Origin of the sequence: Actinomadura luteofluorescens, from assembly GCF_013409365.1 — a bacterium.
Classification (GTDB): Bacteria; Actinomycetota; Actinomycetes; order Streptosporangiales; family Streptosporangiaceae; genus Spirillospora; species Spirillospora luteofluorescens.
Window position 1 is genome coordinate 5,345,001 of record NZ_JACCBA010000001.1, and the last position, 18,844, is coordinate 5,363,844.

General features: G+C 71.3%; 16 protein-coding genes. 5 read left to right on the forward strand and 11 right to left on the reverse strand.

Translation table 11 applies throughout. The annotated features are described in order from the left end of the window. The first annotated feature begins 6 nt into the window (after nucleotides 1-6). From nuoL to BJY14_RS24860, 4 genes are read left to right on the forward strand one after another with little or no spacing between them, the layout of a single operon-like run. Complete coding sequence (nuoL, locus tag BJY14_RS24845) at nucleotides 7-1,923, forward strand: NADH-quinone oxidoreductase subunit L (RefSeq protein WP_179845826.1); 1,917 nt, start codon at nucleotides 7-9, stop codon at nucleotides 1,921-1,923. Next, nucleotides 1,920-3,500: an NADH-quinone oxidoreductase subunit M gene (locus BJY14_RS24850; protein ID WP_179845827.1), complete on the forward strand. Its 1,581-nt coding sequence runs from the start codon at nucleotides 1,920-1,922 to the stop codon at nucleotides 3,498-3,500. Before nuoL ends, BJY14_RS24850 begins: the two co-directional genes overlap by 4 nt. Beyond that, a complete protein-coding gene (gene nuoN, locus BJY14_RS24855; protein ID WP_179845828.1) occupies nucleotides 3,497-5,080 on the forward strand; it encodes an NADH-quinone oxidoreductase subunit NuoN in 1,584 nt (527 codons plus the stop codon). The genes BJY14_RS24850 and nuoN overlap by 4 nt, the downstream gene beginning before the upstream one ends. Before the next feature lie 49 nt (nucleotides 5,081-5,129). Then, nucleotides 5,130-6,131, forward strand: a complete 1,002-nt coding sequence (locus BJY14_RS24860; RefSeq protein WP_179849604.1) for a polyprenyl synthetase family protein — start codon at nucleotides 5,130-5,132, stop codon at nucleotides 6,129-6,131. Between the two features lie 232 nt (nucleotides 6,132-6,363). On the opposite strand, the gene BJY14_RS24865 is transcribed toward BJY14_RS24860, so the two are convergent. After that, nucleotides 6,364-7,611, reverse strand: a complete 1,248-nt coding sequence (locus BJY14_RS24865) for an MFS transporter (protein WP_179845829.1) — start codon at nucleotides 7,609-7,611, stop codon at nucleotides 6,364-6,366. Nucleotides 7,612-7,665: 54 nt separating this feature from the next. Between BJY14_RS24865 and BJY14_RS24870 the strand changes: the two genes are divergently transcribed. Further along, nucleotides 7,666-8,601 carry a LysR family transcriptional regulator gene (locus BJY14_RS24870; RefSeq protein WP_246396078.1) on the forward strand — a complete coding sequence of 312 codons (936 nt, stop codon included), beginning with the start codon at nucleotides 7,666-7,668 and terminating at the stop codon, nucleotides 8,599-8,601. A 215-nt stretch (nucleotides 8,602-8,816) separates the two neighbouring features. On the opposite strand, the gene BJY14_RS24875 is transcribed toward BJY14_RS24870, so the two are convergent. The 10 genes from BJY14_RS24875 to rarD form a co-directional block, all read right to left on the reverse strand. Continuing rightward, nucleotides 8,817-9,446 (reverse strand): GTP-binding protein, encoded by a 630-nt coding sequence (locus BJY14_RS24875; protein WP_218905581.1) that lies wholly within the window; start codon nucleotides 9,444-9,446, stop codon nucleotides 8,817-8,819. Then, entirely contained in the window at nucleotides 9,427-9,855 is a 429-nt protein-coding gene (locus BJY14_RS24880) for a DUF742 domain-containing protein (RefSeq protein ID WP_179845831.1), read from the reverse strand. The genes BJY14_RS24875 and BJY14_RS24880 overlap by 20 nt, the downstream gene beginning before the upstream one ends. Next, nucleotides 9,852-10,277: a roadblock/LC7 domain-containing protein gene (locus tag BJY14_RS24885; protein ID WP_179845832.1), complete on the reverse strand. Its 426-nt coding sequence runs from the start codon at nucleotides 10,275-10,277 to the stop codon at nucleotides 9,852-9,854. The genes BJY14_RS24880 and BJY14_RS24885 overlap by 4 nt, the downstream gene beginning before the upstream one ends. Then, nucleotides 10,274-12,709: a nitrate- and nitrite sensing domain-containing protein gene (locus tag BJY14_RS24890; protein ID WP_179845833.1), complete on the reverse strand. Its 2,436-nt coding sequence runs from the start codon at nucleotides 12,707-12,709 to the stop codon at nucleotides 10,274-10,276. The genes BJY14_RS24885 and BJY14_RS24890 overlap by 4 nt, the downstream gene beginning before the upstream one ends. Before the next feature lie 209 nt (nucleotides 12,710-12,918). Continuing rightward, nucleotides 12,919-13,791: a prenyltransferase/squalene oxidase repeat-containing protein gene (locus tag BJY14_RS45565; protein WP_312879392.1), complete on the reverse strand. Its 873-nt coding sequence runs from the start codon at nucleotides 13,789-13,791 to the stop codon at nucleotides 12,919-12,921. Between the two features lie 70 nt (nucleotides 13,792-13,861). Continuing rightward, complete coding sequence (locus tag BJY14_RS45570; protein WP_246396080.1) at nucleotides 13,862-14,671, reverse strand: hypothetical protein; 810 nt, start codon at nucleotides 14,669-14,671, stop codon at nucleotides 13,862-13,864. Next, the gene (locus BJY14_RS24900) at nucleotides 14,668-15,588 is read right to left on the reverse strand and encodes a terpene synthase family protein (protein WP_312879393.1); all 921 of its coding nucleotides are present in this window, start codon (nucleotides 15,586-15,588) and stop codon (nucleotides 14,668-14,670) included. The genes BJY14_RS45570 and BJY14_RS24900 overlap by 4 nt, the downstream gene beginning before the upstream one ends. Continuing rightward, entirely contained in the window at nucleotides 15,585-16,955 is a 1,371-nt protein-coding gene (locus tag BJY14_RS24905; protein ID WP_179845834.1) for a cytochrome P450, read from the reverse strand. The genes BJY14_RS24900 and BJY14_RS24905 overlap by 4 nt, the downstream gene beginning before the upstream one ends. A gap of 373 nt (nucleotides 16,956-17,328) precedes the next feature. Beyond that, the gene (locus BJY14_RS24910; RefSeq protein ID WP_179845835.1) at nucleotides 17,329-17,682 is read right to left on the reverse strand and encodes a hypothetical protein; all 354 of its coding nucleotides are present in this window, start codon (nucleotides 17,680-17,682) and stop codon (nucleotides 17,329-17,331) included. Nucleotides 17,683-17,718: 36 nt separating this feature from the next. Continuing rightward, entirely contained in the window at nucleotides 17,719-18,609 is an 891-nt protein-coding gene (gene rarD / locus BJY14_RS24915) for an EamA family transporter RarD (RefSeq protein WP_312879394.1), read from the reverse strand. Between the last annotated feature and the right edge of the window lie 235 nt (nucleotides 18,610-18,844).

Here is an 18,844-nt window from a genome sequence, read left to right on the forward strand (position 1 = left end):
CCAGGGATGAAAGCGGAAGGCATCCAGGCCGCGTCCTGGCTCCTCGTCGCGCTCCCGCTGGCGGGCGCCGCGATCCTCCTGCTGGGGGGACGGCGCACCGACCGGTGGGGCCACCTGCTCGGCGCCGCGATGTCGGTGGCGTCGTTCGCGGTGGGCGCCGCGATGTTCGCCCAGATGATCGGGTACGACGCCGAGTCCCGGCGCCGCACCCTGCACCTGTGGGACTTCATCGACGTCGGCACGTTCAAGGTCGGCATGGACCTGCTGGTGGACCCGCTGTCCATCACCTTCGTCCTGCTGATCACCGGGGTGGGCTCGCTCATCCACATCTACTCCATCGGCTACATGGCCGAGGACCCCGACCGGCGCCGGTTCTTCGCCTACCTGAACCTGTTCCTGGCGTCGATGCTGGTGCTGGTCCTCGGGGGCAACTTCCTGATCCTGTTCCTGGGCTGGGAGGGCGTCGGCCTCGCCTCCTACCTGCTGATCGGGTTCTGGCAGCACAAGCCGACCGCCGCGACCGCCGCGAAGAAGGCGTTCGTCGTCAACCGCGTCGGCGACATGGGGCTGATCATCGCGATCGCGCTGATCTTCGCCACGTTCGGCAGCATCGACTTCGGCTCGGTGCTCGGCACCGGCGCCGAGCACGTGGGGCTCGCCTCCAAGCTCGGCACCGGCACCGCGACGGCCATCGGGCTGCTGCTCCTGGTCGGCGCGTGCGGCAAGTCGGCGCAGCTGCCGCTGCAGTCCTGGCTGCTGGACGCGATGGAGGGCCCGACCCCCGTGTCGGCCCTCATCCACGCCGCCACGATGGTGACCGCGGGCGTCTACCTGATCGTCCGGTCCGGGCCGATCTTCGAGATGTCGGAGACGGCGCAGCTGGTGGTGACGATCGTCGGCGCGGCCACGCTGCTCGCCGGTGCGATCATCGGTTGCGGCAAGGACGACATCAAGAAGGCCCTCGCCGGGTCGACGATGTCGCAGATCGGCTACATGGTGCTGGCCGCCGGGCTCGGCCCGGCGGGCTACGTGTTCGCCATCGCGCACCTCGTCGCGCACGGCTTCTTCAAGGCGGGCCTGTTCCTCGGCGCCGGCTCCGTCATGCACGGCATGAAGGACGACGTGAACATGCGCCACTACGGCGCGCTGCGCACGGTCATGATGATCACCTACGTGACCTTCGGGCTCGGCTACCTCGCCATCATCGGGTTCCCCGGCCTGTCCGGCTGGTTCACCAAGGACGGCATCATCGAGGCCGCCTACGCCAAGGGCGGCACGTCCGGGATGATCCTCGGCTCCTGCGCGCTGATCGGCGCCGGGATCACCGCGTACTACATGTCGCGGGTCATGTTCATGACGTTCTTCGGCGAGAAGCGCTGGGAGGACGACGTCCACCCGCACGAGTCGCCGGCCGTCATGACCTGGCCGCTGATGCTGCTCGCGGTCGGCTCCGTCTTCGCGGGCGGGTTCCTGATCCTCGGCAGCTTCCCCGGCTTCCTCGAACCGGTCGTCGGGGCGCCCGAGCACGAGCACGAGTTCAAGTGGCTCACCGCGCCGGGCGCCGCCACCTTCGTCCTGATGATCGTCGGCGCCGGGATCGCCTGGATGCAGTACGGCGCCCGCAAGGTGCCGCGCGAGGCGCCCAAGGGCTCGTTCGTCACCGTCGCGGCCCGCAAGGACCTCTACGGCGACGCGCTCAACGAGTCGCTGCTGATGCGTCCCGGCCAGTGGCTGACCCGGCTCGCGGTCTGGTTCGACGGGCGCGGCGTCGACGGCGCCGTCAACGGGACGGCCGCCGGCGTCGGCGGCAGCTCCGGCCGGCTCCGGCGCGTCCAGACCGGCTTCGCCCGCTCCTACGCCCTCTCGATGCTGGGCGGCGCGGCCCTGGTGGTCGCGGCGCTCCTGGTGGTGAACGTGTCATGAGCGACTTTCCCTGGCTGAGCGTCCTCATCGCGCTGCCACTGGTGGGCGCGGTGCTGCTCAGCGCCATTCCCCGCGAGCGGGAGGCGCTGGTCAAGCAGTTCTCGCTCGGCGTCTCCCTGCTCGTCGCGGTCCTCACCGGGGTCATGGCGGCGGGCTTCGACGCGGGCGGCGCGCGGTTCCAGTTCACCGAGAAGTACTGGTGGATCAAGGAGTTCGGGGTCCACTGGGCCCTCGGCGTCGACGGCGTCGCGCTGGTGCTGATCCTGCTGTCGGTGATCCTCGTCCCGCTGGTGATGCTGGCGTCGTGGAGCGAGGCCGACCGGTCCGGCGGCGTGGACGTTCCGGCGAAGCGGTCGGTGAAGACCTACTTCGCGCTGCTGCTCACCATGGAAGCGGCCATGATCGGCGTGTTCGCCGCGACGGACGTGTTCCTGTTCTACGTCTTCTTCGAGGCGATGCTCATCCCGGTGTACTTCATCATCGGGTACTACGGCGGCGCGCAGCGCTCCTACGCCGCGGTGAAGTTCCTGCTGTACTCGCTGTTCGGCGGGCTGCTGATGCTCGTCGCCGTCATCTGGCTGTACCCGCTGTCGAGCCGGTCGGTCGACGAGGGCGGCCTCGGGCACGGCACGTTCATGTTCGACGAGCTGTCGAAGATGAACATCGACCCGACGACGGCCAAGTGGCTGTTCCTCGGCTTCTTCGTCGCGTTCGCGATCAAGGCGCCGATGGTGCCGGTGCACACCTGGCTGCCGGACGCGGCCCAGCAGTCCCCGGCGGGCGCGCTGGTGCTGATCGTCGGCGTCCTGGACAAGGTCGGCACCTACGGGATGCTGCGGTTCTGCCTGGAGCTGTTCCCCGGCGCCGCCAAGTGGGCGACCCCGGTCGTGCTGGGCTTCGCGGTGCTGAGCATCATCTACGGCGCGGTCCTCGCGATCGGCCAGGTCGACATGAAGCGCCTCATCGCCTACACGTCGGTGTCGCACTTCGGGTTCATCGTCCTCGGCATCTTCGCGATGACGTCGCAGGGCCAGTCCGGCGCCGCGCTCTACATGGTGAACCACGGGTTCTCCACCGGCGCGCTGTTCCTCGTCGTCGGCTTCATGATCGTCCGGCGGCGGTCGGCGCGGATCTCCGACTTCGGCGGGGTGCAGAAGGTCGCGCCCGTCCTCGCCGGGATGTTCCTGATCGCCGGCCTGTCCGCGCTGTCGCTGCCCGGCCTGTCCACGTTCGTATCGGAGTTCCTGGTCATCGTCGGGACGTTCAGCCGGTACGAGTGGGCGGGCGCGCTCGCGGTGAGCGGCGTCGTGCTCGCCGCCATCTACGTCCTGTGGATGTACCAGCGGACCATGGGCGGCCCCAAGGCGCCCGCGGTCGAGGGCATGAAGGACCTGTCCGCCCGGGAGAAGTGGGCCCTCGCCCCGATCATCGCGATCATCGTGGCCATGGGCTTCTTCCCGCAGCCGGTGCTGCACGTGATCAACCCGTCGGTGGACCACACGCTGGCGCGGGTCGACCAGCACGACCCGGCGCCGGACATCACCGGTAACGTCGCCGAGAACGGAGCCCGTCCATGAGCACCACCAGTCAGGTGAGCGCGGTCCTCGCGCAGGGGGGTGACATCCCCGCGCCGCACATCGAGTACGGGCAGATCGCCCCGCTGCTCCTGGTGCTCGGCGCCGCCGTCGTGGGCGTGCTCGTCGAGGCGTTCGTCGGCCGGACCGCGCGCTACTACGCGCAGGTGCCGCTCGCGTTCCTCGGCCTCGCGGGCGGGTTCGGCTGGACGATCGCGCTGGCGTGGCGCGACAACCCGCACCACGTCGCCGCCGAGGGCGCCCTCGGCGTGGACGGCCCCACCCTGTTCATCCAGGGCACCATCCTGGTGCTGGCCCTCGTCAGCCTCCTGCTCATCGCCGAGCGGGGCGACAAGGTCGGCGGCCACTTCGCCGCGCAGGCGTCCGCCCTGCCCGGCAGCGAGGCCGAGCAGCGCACCACCGAGGCGGGATTCACCCAGACCGAGGTGTTCCCGCTGATGATGTTCGCCGTCGGCGGCATGATGATGTTCCCGGCGGCCAACGACCTGCTCACCATGTTCGTGGCGCTGGAGGTCATGTCGCTGCCGCTGTACCTGCTGTGCGGGCTCGCCCGCCGGCGGCGCCTCCTCTCGCAGGAGGCGGCGGTCAAGTACTTCCTGCTCGGCGCCTTCTCCTCGGCGTTCTTCCTGTACGGGGCGGCGCTGCTGTACGGGTACGCCGGGTCCGTCCGGCTGTCGGACATCTCCGCGCAGATCGGCAAGGACGCGGGCAGCGAGACCCTGCTCCTCGCGGGCGTCGCGCTGCTGACGGTCGGGCTGCTGTTCAAGCTCGGCGGCGTCCCGTTCCACATGTGGAAGCCGGACGTGTACCAGGGCGCCCCCACCCCGATCACGGCGCTGATGGCGTCCTGCACCGTCGTCGCCGCGTTCGGCGGGATCCTGCGCGTCTACTACGTCGCGTTCGAGACGCTGAAGTGGGACTGGCGGCCCCTCATGTGGGGTGTGGCCATTCTCACCATGGTCGCCGGATCGATCATCGCGATCACCCAGAGCGACATCAAGCGGATGCTGGCCTACTCCTCGATCGCGCACGCGGGCTTCCTGCTCATGGGCGTGATCGCCAGCTCGGCGGACGGCCTGTCCAGCACGATGTTCTACCTGGTCGCCTACGGCTTCACCTCGATCGGCGCGTTCGCCGTCGTGACGATGGTGCGGGACGCGGGCGGCGAGGCCGGCCACCTGTCGCGGTGGGCGGGCCTCGGCAAGCGGTCCCCGGTGGTCGCGGGCGTGTTCGCCTTCTTCCTCCTGGGCTTCGCGGGCATCCCGCTGACGAGCGGTTTCACCGGGAAGTTCGCGGTGTTCAAGGCGGCCGTCGAGGGCGGCGCGACGCCCCTGGTGATCGTCGCCGTGATCTCCTCCGCGGTCGCCGCGTTCTTCTACGTCCGTGTGATCGTCGTCATGTTCTTCAGCGAGCCGGACGCGGAGGGCCCGGTCGTGGTGGCCGGCCCGGCCACCGCGGTCGCGGTCGCGCTCGGAGTGACGGCTACTGTGGTACTCGGCGTGATCCCGCAGCCCGTACTGGACCTCGCGGGGCAGGCCACGACCCACATGTTCGTCCGGTAGGGAGTCTTGGGTGAGCAACCCATTCGCTGAGAAGTCCGGCGGGCCGGCCATCCAGGAGACCGGCCCGTTCGGGCTTCCCGTCGACGCCGCGCTCGCGTCCGACGCCAAGGAGCGCCTCGCCGCCGTCGAGTCCCTTCTGCTCGACTGCGTCCGGGGCGAGGACCCGCTGCTCACCGAGGCCTCGCGGCACCTCGTCGAGGCGGGCGGCAAGCGGTTCCGGGCGATGCTGGTACTGCTGGCCTCCCACTTCGGCGACCCGGCCGCGACCGGCGTCGTCCCCGCGGCCGTGGTCGTCGAGCTCACCCACCTCGGCACCCTCTACCACGACGACGTCATGGACGAGGCCACCGTGCGCCGCGGCCAGCAGTCCGCCAACTCGCGCTGGACGAACACCGTCGCCATCCTCACCGGCGACTACCTGTTCGCCCGCGCGTCCGACCTGCTCGCCGACCTCGGCCCCGAGGCCGTCCGCATCCAGGCCCGCGCGTTCGCCCGCCTCGTCCGCGGCCAGATCCAGGAGACCGTCGGCCCCGGCGAGGACGCCGACCCCCTCAAGCACTACCTCCAGGTCGTCGCCGACAAGACCGCGTCGCTGATCGCCGTCTCCGGCCAGTTCGGCGCCCTGCTCTCGGGCGCCCCCTCCCACGTCGTCGACACGGTCACCTCCGCCTGTGAGAAGATCGGCATCGCCTTCCAGCTGTCCGACGACATCCTCGACATCGACTCCGAGACCGAGGAGTCCGGCAAGACCCCCGGCACCGACCTGCGCGAAGGCATCCGCACCCTCCCGATGCACCACGTCCTCGCCGGCATCGGCTCGGGCCCCGACGACGCGCGCCTCCGCGAGCTCCTCACCCAGGACCTCACCGACGACGCCCTCCACACCGAGGCCCTCGCCCTCCTGCGCGCCCACCCCGCCATGGACCGCGCCCGCGCCGACCTCCGCCGCTGGGCCGAGGACGCCCGCACCGAACTCCTCACCCTCCCCGAGATCCCCGCCCGCGACGCCTTCACCAACCTCTGCGACTATGTAGTTAGCCGTACCGGCTAGCGGTACTTACTGCCTTTCTCTCCTCCTTCGGGCCTTGAAGGCCCTCCATCGTCGAGAAACGCGGCGATCGCTGGCATCGCTTCGACTCGCCTGGCGGCTCGCTTCGCGATCAGGTTCTTGCTGCGCTCGAACCTGCCTTCGGACGCGATCGCGACCAGTCAGGTTGTTGCGTGGTTGCGGTGATTGCTGGGGTCGGCGGTTACGGCCTCTCTCCGTTGGGCCTTGAGGGCCTTCATCGTCGGGTGTTCCGGTGATCGATGCTCTCTGCGGGGTCGGGTTCGCTTGGGCTCGCCTTTGGACGTGGTCGCGGCCATTGGGGTCGTCGTGTGGTCGCGGCGGTGGCCAGGGCTAGTGCGGCCAGGGTTCCGCCCAGCCACATGACGCTCGTCTCGCCGGCGGTGTCGGTCATCTGGCCGCCTGCCAGCGCTCCCAGGGAGATGGCGATGTTGAACACGGCGACCAAGAGCGCCGACGCCGGCTCGGCGGCCTGCGGCGGTACCGCCTGCAGTAGCCAGTTCTGCAGCGTGACCGATACGCCGCCGTAGGCGGCGCCCCACAGGACCAGCAGCACGACCGCCGGAAGCGGCGACCTGCCGACGACCGGGAACAGCAGGACGGCCGGCGCGAGCAGAAGTGAGATCCGCACCAGGGTGCGGCGCGGGTCGCGGGCGGCGGCCGTGCCCGCGACGAAAGTGCCGGCGATGCCCGCCACGCCGTACACCAGCAGCAGCGTGCTGATCAGGTCCGGGTTCACGCCGGACACCCGCTCCAGCACGGGACGCACGTAGGTGTACGCCGCGAAATGCCCGGTGACCAGGAGGAACGTCACCATGAGGCCGGCCCGCGCGCGGGGTGCGCGAAGCACCTGCGGCATGGCGGCCAGACCCGCCGTGCCCGTTCCGGGCAGCGCCGGGAGCAGTACGGCGAGCGCGGCGCAGGCGACCAGCGACAACGCTCCGGCCACGGCGAACGCGGCCCGCCAGCCCGCGAGGTCGCCGATCAGCGTGCCGGCCGGGACCCCCGCGACCGACGCCACCGCGATCCCGGCGAAGACCACCGAAGTGGCGGTCCCGGCGGAACGCTCCGGCACCAGCCGGGCCGCCATTCCGCCGGCGATCGCCCACACGCCGCCGATCGCCACGCCGACCAGGACCCGGGCTGCCAGCAGCGCTGGCAGCCCGGGCGCCGCCGCCGATCCGAGGTTGGCCGCGGCCAGCAGCCCCGCCAGCACAGCCAGCACCGCCCGGCGGTCCAGCCGGGCGGTGGCCGCGGAGACCGCGGGCGCGGACAGCGCGGCGACGAGGCCGGGAACGGTCATCGCCAGCCCGGCCGTGCCCGCGGACACTCCGAGGTCAGGGCCGATCGAGGTCAGCAGGCCGACCGGGAGCATCTCGCTGGTGACGACGAGGAACGTGGCCGCGGCGACCGCGAGCACCGCCGGCCACCCCCGCCGCGGCAGGGGAGTAGAAGGAACCGTCATGGCTTCGACCCTGGCGCGCCGGGCCCCCGGGGAACAACGGCGAAGATCGCATCCTTGTATGAGCTGGACTCATCGATCGCGGACCTGGGGAGCGACGTGGCGGAACTGGAGGCCCGGGAGCTGGAATGCTTCCTCGTCCTCAGCGAGGAGCTGCACTTCGGCCGGACGGCGGAGCGCCTCTACCTCTCCCAGAGCCGCGTCAGTCAGCTGGTGCGCGCCCTGGAGCTGCGGATCGGGGCCCGGTTGGTGGAGCGCACCAGCCGCCGCGTCCGGCTGACCCCGCTCGGCGCGTCCCTCCGGGACGAGCTGCGGCCCGCCTACACCGCGCTCCTCGACGTCGTAGAAGGGGCCAGGAGCAGGGCGCGCGGTGCCGGCGGGGTGCTCCGGGTCGGTTTCGTCGGCTCCCTGGACGAGGATCTGGCGGGCCTGGTCCGCGCGTTCCAGCGCGACCATCCCGGCTGCGAGGTCCACACCGTCGAGATCCCGCTGGCCGACCCGTTCGGGCCGGTGCTGGGCGGGGACGTGGACGCCGCGATCGTCCTGACCCCCGTGCGGGAGTCCGTCCTCGCCGTCGGCCCGGTCTTCTCCGAGGCGCCGCTGAGTCTGGCCGTCCCGGCGCGCCATCCGCTCGCGGACCGTCCGTCGGTCCGCGCCGAGGACCTGGCCGGGCACGCGCTGGTCAGGATCGCAGGCCCGGCGCCGCGGTACTGGCGCGACGCGCAGTCCCCGCGGCTGACGCCCGGCGGGCGCGCGATCCCGCCCGGACCGGCCGTCAGCACGGTCCAGGAGGGCCTCGCGATGGTCGCCGCGGGGCGCGGCGCGATGCCGCTGTGCGGTCCGACCGCCCGCCGCCACGTTCGGGGCGACGTCGTCATCGTCCCGCTCACCGGCCTGCCCGACTCGGCGCTCGCGCTCGTCTGGCACCGGGACCGCGCCACAGCCGTCGTCCGCGCCTTCGCCGGCACCGTCGCCGCGGGCGTCCGCGGCTAGGGCCTGTCTCGAAGTGGCCTCGGCAGTCCGCGCGAACGCGTGACCTGGCCGGTGGAGCGAGGCCGGAGGTGAGCGGAGCCGGGCAGATCGCGAAGCGATGCCGCGTTCGCCCAGGCCAGGTCACGTAGCGAGCCGCCAGGCGAGCGAAGTGGGCCGGGACTTCGAAAACACAGCCGCCAGGCGAGCGAAGTGGGCCGGGACTGTGAAAACACAGCCTAGGCGTTCTGGGGTTCGGGCTCCTCCGTGAGGCCGCGGGTCTTCATGGCGTGCAGGACGAGGTCGATGAGGACCTCCTTGCAGGAGCCGAGGTTGCGGGCGTCGCAGAGCATGACGGGGACCTTGGGGCCCAGGTTGAGGGCCATCTGGATCTCCGCGAGGTCGTAGCGCTGGGCGCCCTCGAAGCAGTTCACGGCGACGATGAACGGGGTGCCGCGGCGCTCGAAGTAGTCCACGGACGGGAAGCAGTCCGACAGGCGGCGGGTGTCGGCGAGGACGACGGCGCCGAGCGCGCCGAGCGACACCTCGTCCCACATGAACCAGAACCGCTCCTGTCCGGGGGTGCCGAACAGGTAGAGGACGTACTCGTTGCGCATCGTGATGCGGCCGAAGTCCATCGCGACCGTGGTGGTCTGCTTGCGCTCCACCCCGGAGATGTCGTCGACGCCGACGCTCTCGTCGGTGAGCAGCTCCTCGGTGCGCAGGGGGCGGGTCTCCGAGACCGTGCCCACCATCGTGGTCTTGCCGACCCCGAAGCCGCCCGCGATCACGATCTTGACCGCGGTGGGGAGCCGGCGGGCGCGCATGTCGCGTCGCCCGCCACCGGCGTTAGAGGGCCCGGAGTCCATCGATCACCGCCTTGTAGAGCCTGATGTCGTGCATGTCCGCCTCCGGTTCGGGTTCCTGCAGGGAGACGAACCCCTTGTCGAGGAGGTCGCCGAGCATCACCCGCACGGTCGCCACGGGCAGGTCGAGATGGCCGGTGATCTCGGCCACCGACATCACCGACTGGCAGAGCCGGATGATGGACAGGTGTTCGGGGCCGAGGCCGATCGCGCCCTCCGGCTCGGCTCCGGCCGCCACCACCAGGGTGATGAGGTCGAACCGGCCGCGGGTCGGCTCGATGCGGCCGCTGGTCATCACGTACGGCCGCACCATCGGTCCCGCGTGCTCGTCCAGGAAGCGGTCGCTGACGGGCGGGCGCGTCGCGGCCTCGTCCACCCAGGGCTCCTGGGTGGGATCCTCGGGGGGCATCATGCCGGGCGCCCCTCCTGCGCGGACTCCGAACGCGACGGGGAGGTGAGGTGGTGGCCCATGGCCGTGACGAGCATCGCCATCTCGTAGGCGGTGAGGCCGACGTCGACCTCCTCGGTGGCCAGGACGGCGAGGCAGGCACCCTTGCCGGCGACCGTGACCAGCAGGAACGCCGACGCCATCTCGACGATCGTCTGCCGGACGGGGCCGCCGCCGAAGCGGGTGCCGGCGCCCTTGGCGAGGCTCTGGATGCCGGCGGCGACGGCGGCGAGGTGCTCGCCGTCGTCCTGCGTCATGCCCTCGGACGACGCCATGAGCAGGCCGTCCGCCGACAGCACGACCGCGCTGCGGGCGTGCGGCAGCCGGTGGACGAGGTCGTCCAGCAGCCAGCCCAGATCGGAGGAGGGACCGGTCTTCTGCGTCACTGATCTGCCTCGCCTTCCGCTGCGTTGTTACCGAGGGCCTCCGCCGCCTCAGAGCGGCCCCGCTGGGTGCCGCGCTGGTAGGAACCCATGATCCGCTGGATCTCCTCGGGGGAGCGGCCCGGGTCCTCCTGCTCGTCCTGCTCGTCGGAGGCGACGGGCTCATCGGTGCGCAGGGGTTCGGCCAGGTTCGCCTGCGGCACTCGGACGGGGAGACCGGACGGTGTGGTGGAGATGTCGGGCACGGGTGGCAGGTCCTCCGGCTCGATGGGGTCGGGACGTGCGCCGTCCGCGGGGTCGTCGTGCCACGCGGGCGTGGGGGCCTCGGGCTCCGGCTCGGGGGCGGTGCCGCCGACGGGCCGGATGGGCAGCGGGTCCGCAGCCGGCGGGGGGACCGCCACGAGGGCGGGTCCGACGGACTGCGGGCCGGTGCCAGACGGGGGGAGCGTCGTCGTGGGGGAGGCGGTGCGGACGTCGGCGACGGACGCGGCGCCGACCGCGGCGGGGCGGCGGACCTCCAGCCCGTTCTGGGTGATGGTGCCGGCCGGGACCTGCGCCGGGCCCTGCTCGACGATCAGGTCCCTGGGGATCACGACGACGGCGGTCGTGCCGCCGTAGGCGGACCGCTTCAGCGAGACCTGGATGTTGTAGCGCTCGGCGAGCTTGCTGACCACGAACAGGCCGAGCTGGACCGAGCTCTGGAGGTTGAAGTCGGGCGGGTCGGCGATCCGCGCGTTGATCTCGGTGAGCTTCTCGTCGGTCATGCCGAGCCCGCGGTCCTCGATGTCGATCGCGAAGCCGCTGGCGACCAGGTGCCCGCCGACCTGCACGATGGTGTCGGGCGGGGAGAACGACACCGCGTTCTCGATCAGCTCGGCGAGCAGGTGGGTGACGTCGCCGACCGAGCGTCCGGCCAGCTCGACCGGGCCGAACGGCAGGACGGTGACGCGGGTGTAGTCCTCGACCTCGCCGACGGCGGCGCGGACGACGTCGACCATCGGCACGGAGTTGCGCCATCCGCGGGCCGGGAGGGCGCCGGACAGCACGATGAGGTTCTCGGCGTTGCGCCGCATGCGGGTCGCGAGGTGGTCGAGCCGGAACAGCTCCTCCAGCTCCTTGGTCTCGATGTCGCGGCGGCGCTCCATCGTGTCCAGCATGGTGAGCTGCCGGTGCACCAGCGTCTGGGTGCGGCGGGCGAGGCTCAGCAGGACGTCCCGGATGCCGCGGCGCAGTTCCGCCTGCTCGACGGCGGTGCGGATCGCGGTCTCCTGGACGGCGTTGAACGCGCGGCCCACCTGCCCGATCTCGTCGTTGCCGAACCGCAGCGGCGGCGCCTCGACCTCGACGTCCACCTTCTCCCCGTGCCCGAGCCGCTCGACGACGCCGGGGAGTCGCTGCTCGGCCAGCTCCCACGCGGCGCCGCGCAGCCGTTCCAGCTGCCGGACGAGGGCGCGCGCCGTGGTGATCGACACGACGATGGAGGCGATGACCGCGAGGAGGCCGAGTCCACCGGCGAGCAGCAGCCGGATGACGACCCAGGTGGCGATGGGTGTGGCGCGCTCCACGAGCCGGTCACCGGCGTCCTGGATGGACTTGCGCATCTGGGCGAGCGCGGGATCGGTCGCGCCGCGCCACTGTTCGGCGGTCATGCGGGGGCCGCGCCCCTTCGTCCGCTGGAGGAGCGCGTCCTCCAGGGCGCCGACGGTGGTGAGGCGCTTGTTGGCGTTCAGCTCGTTCCAGGCCTGCCGGTCGGCGCCCTCCAGGTCGACCAGGGCGCGCTCGTAGTTGAGGCGCCGCGCGCCGACGGCCTTGGCGATGTCGATCTGGTCGATCGGGGTGATCCGGCCGGACGCGAGGACGCCGGCGACGAGCGCGTCCTCCTGGGACAGCAGCTCCCAGGACCGGTTGACGGCGATCTCCGCGCGCAGGTCGGTGGTGAAGCCCTTGTCGTCGAGCGTCGTCGTCCCGTCGTACATGTGGAAGATCGACTCGATGGTGTCGGAGTAGGCGTCGATGATGTGCCGGCGGTCGAAGGCGCCGGCGTCGATCGACCGGCGGTCGCCGTCGAGCCGGCCGAGCAGCCGGACCATCGCGTCGAGCCGCTGGTCCATCTCGTCGTCGGCGGCGCGGCGGACCGAGCCGCTGCGGGCCTTCTCGATGACGATGGCCCGCTCCTTGTCGGTGCGGGCGCGCTGGGCGTCGAGCAGGTCGGGACGCCGCTGGCCGGACGCGAGCATGGTGACGGTGAGGCGGCGCTCGTGCTGCAGCTCGACGAGCAGCGGGTCACTCGGGGCCACGACGCTGTCCAGGGTGCTCACGAAGAGCAGGTTCACGCCTTCGCGCAACGTCACCCAGGCGGCGAAGGCCCACAGCGCGGTCAGCGAGACCAGCAGGGCCGCAATCTTGGTCCGCAGCCGTGAGTTGCGGAAACGCATTATGATCGCCCCAACAATTGTCAAGGTGCCTGCAATGCGAGGTCTTGGGGCCAGGCTGCGAGACACTGGTGGCGGTGAGTGCGGGTAGCGCTATGCCGGGTGATCGGCAAGGCACCGGTGAACCTTACCAACGCCACCAAACCCACTCAAGGTGAATGGTTTCCGGCTCAGGCGTACAAGCAGGTCACCCTCTGACAGGGTGGTGAAATTCACCGCACTGAAACACTCGTGTCACGCCGTGCCAGACGAAGGGCTCCCAGGACCGCCGCCCGCACGATCGTCGTTGGGCGATATAGGTCTTTGTCGTGCCATAGCGGCGGCTTGCCGGAGTCAACGTCCCCCAGACCTTCGGTCAGGGCGCCGGGCGTGCTCCGCAGGGCCGCTCTGAGGTAGGCGTCGCCCCGCCGGACCGCGCGCTCCGCCGCCTCCCGCACCGCCGGGTCGGGCGCGGCATCGCCGGACGGGCGGGCGAGGGTCAGGACGTGCACGGCGTAGGCCGTCTCCTCGGCGGTCCCGCACCAGCGACCCCAGGAACCGTCCGGGCGCTGTTCCCGCAGCACCCACTCGACGGACCGATTCACGGCGTCCGCCGATTCCGGGCCCCCGAACTCGTCCAGCGCCAGCGCGGCGCAAGCGGTCGCGTAGAGCGGCGAGGCGTGCCACCGATCCTCCCAGCGGCCGTCGTTCAACTGCTCGCCGATGAGCCAGGACGCCGCTTTTCGCGCGCTCGCCGCGTAACGGCCGGCCGGTCCCTCGCCGCCGCACTCCAGGTAATGGCCGAACGCCTCAAGCACGTGCGCGTTGGTCGTGACGGACCGTCCGTTCTCACCGGGCCAGCTACAGAAATGCGTGCTCGTTTCGTACTTCCACAGCAGGTCGGGCGGGTGCGGTTCGCCGAGAAGCGACAGCGCGTACAGCACGCCGGAACTGGTGTCGGCGTCCGGGGGCAGGCCGGTGCCGCCCGGCGCGCCGTCCTCGCCGAGCGACGCCCGCATCTGGGCGATCAGCTCCGGCGGGACGGCCGGCGCGAGCCCGGCGCGGGCCAGCCAGCCCAGCACCCACCCGCGCTCGAAGTTGGTCACCGGGACGGCGACGGGAACGGGACCGCCGTGCTGCTCGGCGGCCGCCTCCAGGTAGCGCCGCGCGGCGCGTTCACCGGCTCCGCCGTCGGGGGCGCCGTCGGGGGCGCCGAGCCACGCGGCGGTGGCGGCGGTGGACGCGCCGACGGTCGCGAACCGTCCCGGCCCCGTTCGCCGCGGACGGGCGCACCGGTTCCGGCAACGGCACGGGACGGACCGAACCGGCCCGGCGCGCCGACGCCCCCGCGATCTCCAGGGCGTGCTGGACCTTCAGCGGCACGGCGCCGCCGTTCTCCAGATGGGCCTTGGCAGCGGCGACGAACGCCCCGTCCATTCCTGCGGGCGGGGACAGCCGTCCGCCCGTCCACCAGGCGGCGAGGGCGGGGTCGTCGCGGAGCCGGTCGAGGTGCCCGTTGATCGCCTCGATCAGGGCCGGGGTGATGTGCTCGATGGCCGGCATGTCCGGGAAGCCGGCCGCCGTCGAGCCGTCGAGCCGCCGGGCGAGGGCCCGCAGCGCGCGCCCGGCGCCGCGGACCACTTCGGCGACGTAGAGGCCGGCCGGCCAGCGGCGCCCCTCCGAGGCCAGCGCGGACAGCAGCGCCTCGGTCGCGCTCAGGGTCGGGACGAGCGCGTATCCCGGGTCCGGCGCCCCCCAGCCGCCGTCGGGCCGCTGCGTGTCCAGCAGGAAGCGGATCCTCCCGGAATGCCCGGTCAGCCAGGGGGCCAGGCTCACCAGCCGCCCGGTCTCGTAGACGGACGGGGACGACCGCCCCCACGGGTGGTGCACGAGATCGGCCACCAGCGCGCCGGCGGCCGCGTAGAGATCGTCGGGGTCGGGATCGGCGGCCTCGGCCGCCTCCGGACCCGCCTCCTCGACGGTCACAGCGACCCCCAGTAGTCGCTCAGCCCGTAGAAGCCCGTACTGAAGCCGATCTGCCGTTCGAGATAGGCCACCGCCTCGGGGCAGTCGCCCCGCAGCGGCCGGACGCGGTCGCGGCAGCGCGCCACGATCGCGTCGATCCGCGCCGTGATCTGGGCACGTTCCACCCCGAGCATCTGAGCGTTCAGGTCGCCCCAGGTGACGTCCCGCTCGTAGGTGGCGAGGTCGTTCAGCAGCCGCAGCACCTGCTGCACGTCCCGGCTCGCGGCCTGCAGCTCGCCGATGTGGTCGAGGACGCCCTGGTCGGCGTGCACGATCCAGTGCGAGATGTTGACCCAGGCCGAGCCGTAGTTGTCGGCGTTGTCCAGGTATTCATCGAAGGTGGGCCATGAGGCCTCGTCGACGAACTTCCACGTCAGCTCGCGGGCACCGGCGTGCAGCAGCCGCGCGAGCTGCTCCAGCCAGTCGTCGCGCAGCGCCGCGAAGGCCGGCGACCCTGCGGCCTCGTCCCGGATGTCGGCGAGGAACCGGGTGAGCCCGTCCCCCGGCTCCGGCGGTGCCCCCTCCGCGACGGCGAGGCAGCGCCGGTTGATGTCGTCCACCTCGTCCCGGGTCGTCGCGACGTGGTCCACCAGCCAGTCCAGACCGAAGATCCACAGCGAGGTGCGCGCCGCCATCCGGATCCCGGACGCCGTCAGCCACGGCGACCCGAACGCGTTCGCGCAGGCCACGGCGGTGAACAGGGTCTCGTCGATCGGCTTGGCGTCGAACAGGTCGGGATAGGTCTCGGCGCATCTCGCCAGGTCGCGGGCGCACTTCACGGCCTGCGCCATGACGGCCCCGTCGTGCCGCGCCGCCAGGAGGGCGTCGGGAGCGGCGGGGCCGCCGGGATGTGGAGGCGCCCCTTCCGGCGCCGTCACGCGTCCCGCCCGACCGGGGTCAGCGTCATCTCCATCGACTCCCGCGGCCGCAGCGTCGCGCCGATGCGCGGCATGGCCGGGATCGCGTCGGACAGGGCGGGACGGAACCGGCTCAGGATGCTCGTCAGGATCATCCGCGCCTCGACGTCGAACACGTGGCGGCCGATGCACTGGTGCGGTCCGCCGCCGAACGGGAAGTAGGCGTAGCGGTGCCGCTTGCGGGAGTTCTCCTCCGTGAACCGCTCCGGGTCGAACTCCAGCGGACGGTCCCACACCGACTCCAGCCGGTGCGTGAGGAACGGGCTGATGAGCACCGGATCGCCCGGCTCGATGTGCACGCCGCCGAGGATCGTCGGTGCGGTCGCCATCCGCGGGAACATCCAGCCCACCGGGTACAGGCGCAGCAGTTCCTGGACGACCTGCGACACGTACGGCAGCCTCGGAAGATGGTCGGGGCGGACCGGCTCGTCGCCGACCACGTCCTCGATCTCCCCGACCAGCCTGTCCAGGACGTCCGGGTGGTCGTGCAGCAGCGGCCACAGCCAGGTCAGCGCCAGCGTCGTTGTCTCGGTGCTGGTCGCGAACATCGCGAGCAGGTTGTCGCGGATCCACTTGTCGTCCGGCGGGGCGCCGTCCTCGGTCCGGGCCTGGCAGAGCGCGGTGAAGATGTCGCTGCCGTCGCCCGGGTTCTCCCGGTAGCGCGCCACCAGCTCGAACAGGACCTCGTCCATCACCTGCACGGCGTCCTTGAACGCCCGGTCGCCCGGCATCGGGAGCACGCGCGGCAGGAACGGCAGCAGGAACCGGACCGAGATCGAGGTGGCGATCTGGTCGAACGTCGGGATCAGCTTGTTGGCCTCGACCGGGGAGATCTTGTCGCCGAACAGGACCTTGATCACGGTCTCGTTGACGATCCGGCTCATTTCCGGCAGCACGTCGATCGGCCGTCCCGCGCGGGCGGGCTCCTCCAGCTTGCCGACGGCGTCGTTGATCGCCTCGGCCATCAGCCCGGTGAGCCGGTTGACGTTGCGGGTGGTGAACACCGGCTGCAGCACCCGCTTGCTGTGCTCCCACTCGGCGCCCTCGGACAGGATGCTGTCGCCCATCAGCTCGCGCAGAGGCCGCCAGAACACCCCGTCCCGCTGGAAGATCTCCGACTCGCGCCGCAGGACCTGCTGGATGTGGTCGGGATGGGTGACCAGGTAGGGATGGGACGCACCGAGGTCGAGCCGGATGAGCCGGCCGTCCCCCTCCGTGCTGATCCGTTCCAGCTGGCGAAGCGGGTCGCGGACGAAGCCGGCGACCGTGCGGTAAAGGGGGAAGTTCTTCGCCTTCTGGACTGGGACGGCGCCGACGTCAACGGACATTACCGACTGCCCCTCGATGTTGAGTTGGAGTGCCAGTGCCTGGCCGCCCCGGGGCGCGGTCCCGCCCGGGACGCACGGCGTCCCTCGCGGCGGGATGCCGTGAATGAGTGATACGGGCTTTGTGGGAAGGTTGCGGTGTTATGTAGCTTTCTGTGGGAGTATCACATGATCAATTAACATCGGCAAGGCTTCGCCCGGTAGAAATCTCAACCTTTCCGACGTGACCCTTATCACTTGCCGGTTGTGTTGTCTCGTTGTGCGGTTCGCCCTTACAGGCATGCCGAAGTGGCCCGCGAAAAGGACATTCGCAAGGCGAGAGAGAACACGGAGAGTGACGCTCGCTAAATGGAGCTCTCTTCCGGTTTGTACCGAATTACTTTGCAGCGCGGTCGATCGGGACCAGCGCGGGCCACGCCCCGCGTCCCGCCACACGCACCTCGCCGGTCACTTTCCGTGATCCGCAGCGCACCGCCACGGGGTAGGTGCCGGGCGCGGCGTCCCGCCTCACGACGGCCGCGCCGCCCACGGCCCGTCCGGTGAACGCCTCGGAACCCGCGGCCACCCTGCCCGCGCATCCCGGCACCGAGAGCCGGACCCGCTCACCGGGCCGCGCGGCCCGGGGCTCCACCGAGACCGGCCCGTCCCCGCTCGCCTGCCCCGTCGCCGGAGCCAGCATGCCCGCCGCAACGAGCGCTGTTCCCAACACGGTGACGCTGAGCAGACGCAACGACGACTCCCTCAATCGGATGTGACGTCCGGCACTTTAGCCCCTTAGTACGGTTTCGGGCACCGCTTCCCTGCGTCCGGCCGTCAACCCGTCCCACGTGAGCGTCACCAGGGCGAGCCAGACCAGCAGGAACCCCGCCCACCGGCTCGGCGGCATCTCCTCATGCTGCACGAACAGCCCGATGACGAACTGCAGCACCGGCGCCAGGTACTGGAGCATGCCGATGACGCTCAGCGGCAGCCGCACGGCAGCCGAGTTGAACAGCATCAACGGCACGGCGGTCACGATCCCGGCCCCGGCCAGCAGCACCGCGTGCCCCGCACCGTGGTGCCCGAAGGCCGCCTCGCCCCGTCCTTCCAGCAGCAGCACGAAGCCCAGCGCCGGCAGGAACGTCACGGCCGTCTCGACCGCCAGGCTCTCCGCCGAGGGCATGCCGGCGAACTTCTTCAGCAGGCCGTACACCGCGAACGCGCCCGCCAGCACCAGCGCGATCCAGGGAGGCCGCCCGTAGCCGACGGTCAGCGCGACCACCGCGGCCGCCCCCAACCCGACCGCCGCCCACTGCCACGGCCGCAGCCGCTCCCGGAAGATCACCACACCGAACACCACGCTGATCAGCGGGTTGATGAAGTACCCCAGCGCGGACTCGATCGTGTGCCCGCTGTTGACGGCGTAGATGTACGTCCCCCAGTTGACGCTGATCACCAGCGCCGCCAGCGCCAGCAGCACGCCCCGCCGCCACCCCAGCGTCCGCAGCCACCCCCGGCTCCGCCGCACGGCCAGCACCGCGACCACCGCGACCAGCGACCACATGATCCGGTGCGCCAGGATCTCGCCCGCCCCCGCCGGCTTCAGCAGCGGCCAGTACAGCGGAAACAGCCCCCACATCACATACGCCGCGACCCCGCACACCACACCCCGCTTCACAAACGCAACATACCAGCAGGTAATCAACCAAAAGGAGAACAGTCCTGACGCCCGCCCACCCACCCTGAACAGACGTCCCGCTTGCCGAAGCCCCCCGAACCTCACCTACGAAGAGATCCGACCGACTTCTAGCGGAAGGCCGCCGAACCTCCCGCAACACCAACCAGCAGCCCCTCTCACCACGCCGGCGGGGTGTGGAGTACGGCCTTCGTTGGGCCGTTGGCGTTGGCGGTGG

What these genes read in the sequence shown, in the direction of transcription:
- nuoL (WP_179845826.1), top strand. Translation starts at nt 7, where the DNA reads ATGAAAGCGGAAGGCATCCAGGCCGCGTCCTGGCTCCTCGTCGCGCTC.
- BJY14_RS24850 (WP_179845827.1), top strand. Translation starts at nt 1,920, where the DNA reads ATGAGCGACTTTCCCTGGCTGAGCGTCCTCATCGCGCTGCCACTGGTG.
- nuoN (WP_179845828.1), top strand. Translation starts at nt 3,497, where the DNA reads ATGAGCACCACCAGTCAGGTGAGCGCGGTCCTCGCGCAGGGGGGTGAC.
- BJY14_RS24865 (WP_179845829.1), bottom strand. Translation starts at nt 7,611, where the DNA reads ATGACGGTTCCTTCTACTCCCCTGCCGCGGCGGGGGTGGCCGGCGGTG.
- BJY14_RS24875 (WP_218905581.1), bottom strand. Translation starts at nt 9,446, where the DNA reads ATGGACTCCGGGCCCTCTAACGCCGGTGGCGGGCGACGCGACATGCGC.
- BJY14_RS24880 (WP_179845831.1), bottom strand. Translation starts at nt 9,855, where the DNA reads ATGATGCCCCCCGAGGATCCCACCCAGGAGCCCTGGGTGGACGAGGCC.
- BJY14_RS24890 (WP_179845833.1), bottom strand. Translation starts at nt 12,709, where the DNA reads ATGCGTTTCCGCAACTCACGGCTGCGGACCAAGATTGCGGCCCTGCTG.
- BJY14_RS24905 (WP_179845834.1), bottom strand. Translation starts at nt 16,955, where the DNA reads ATGTCCGTTGACGTCGGCGCCGTCCCAGTCCAGAAGGCGAAGAACTTC.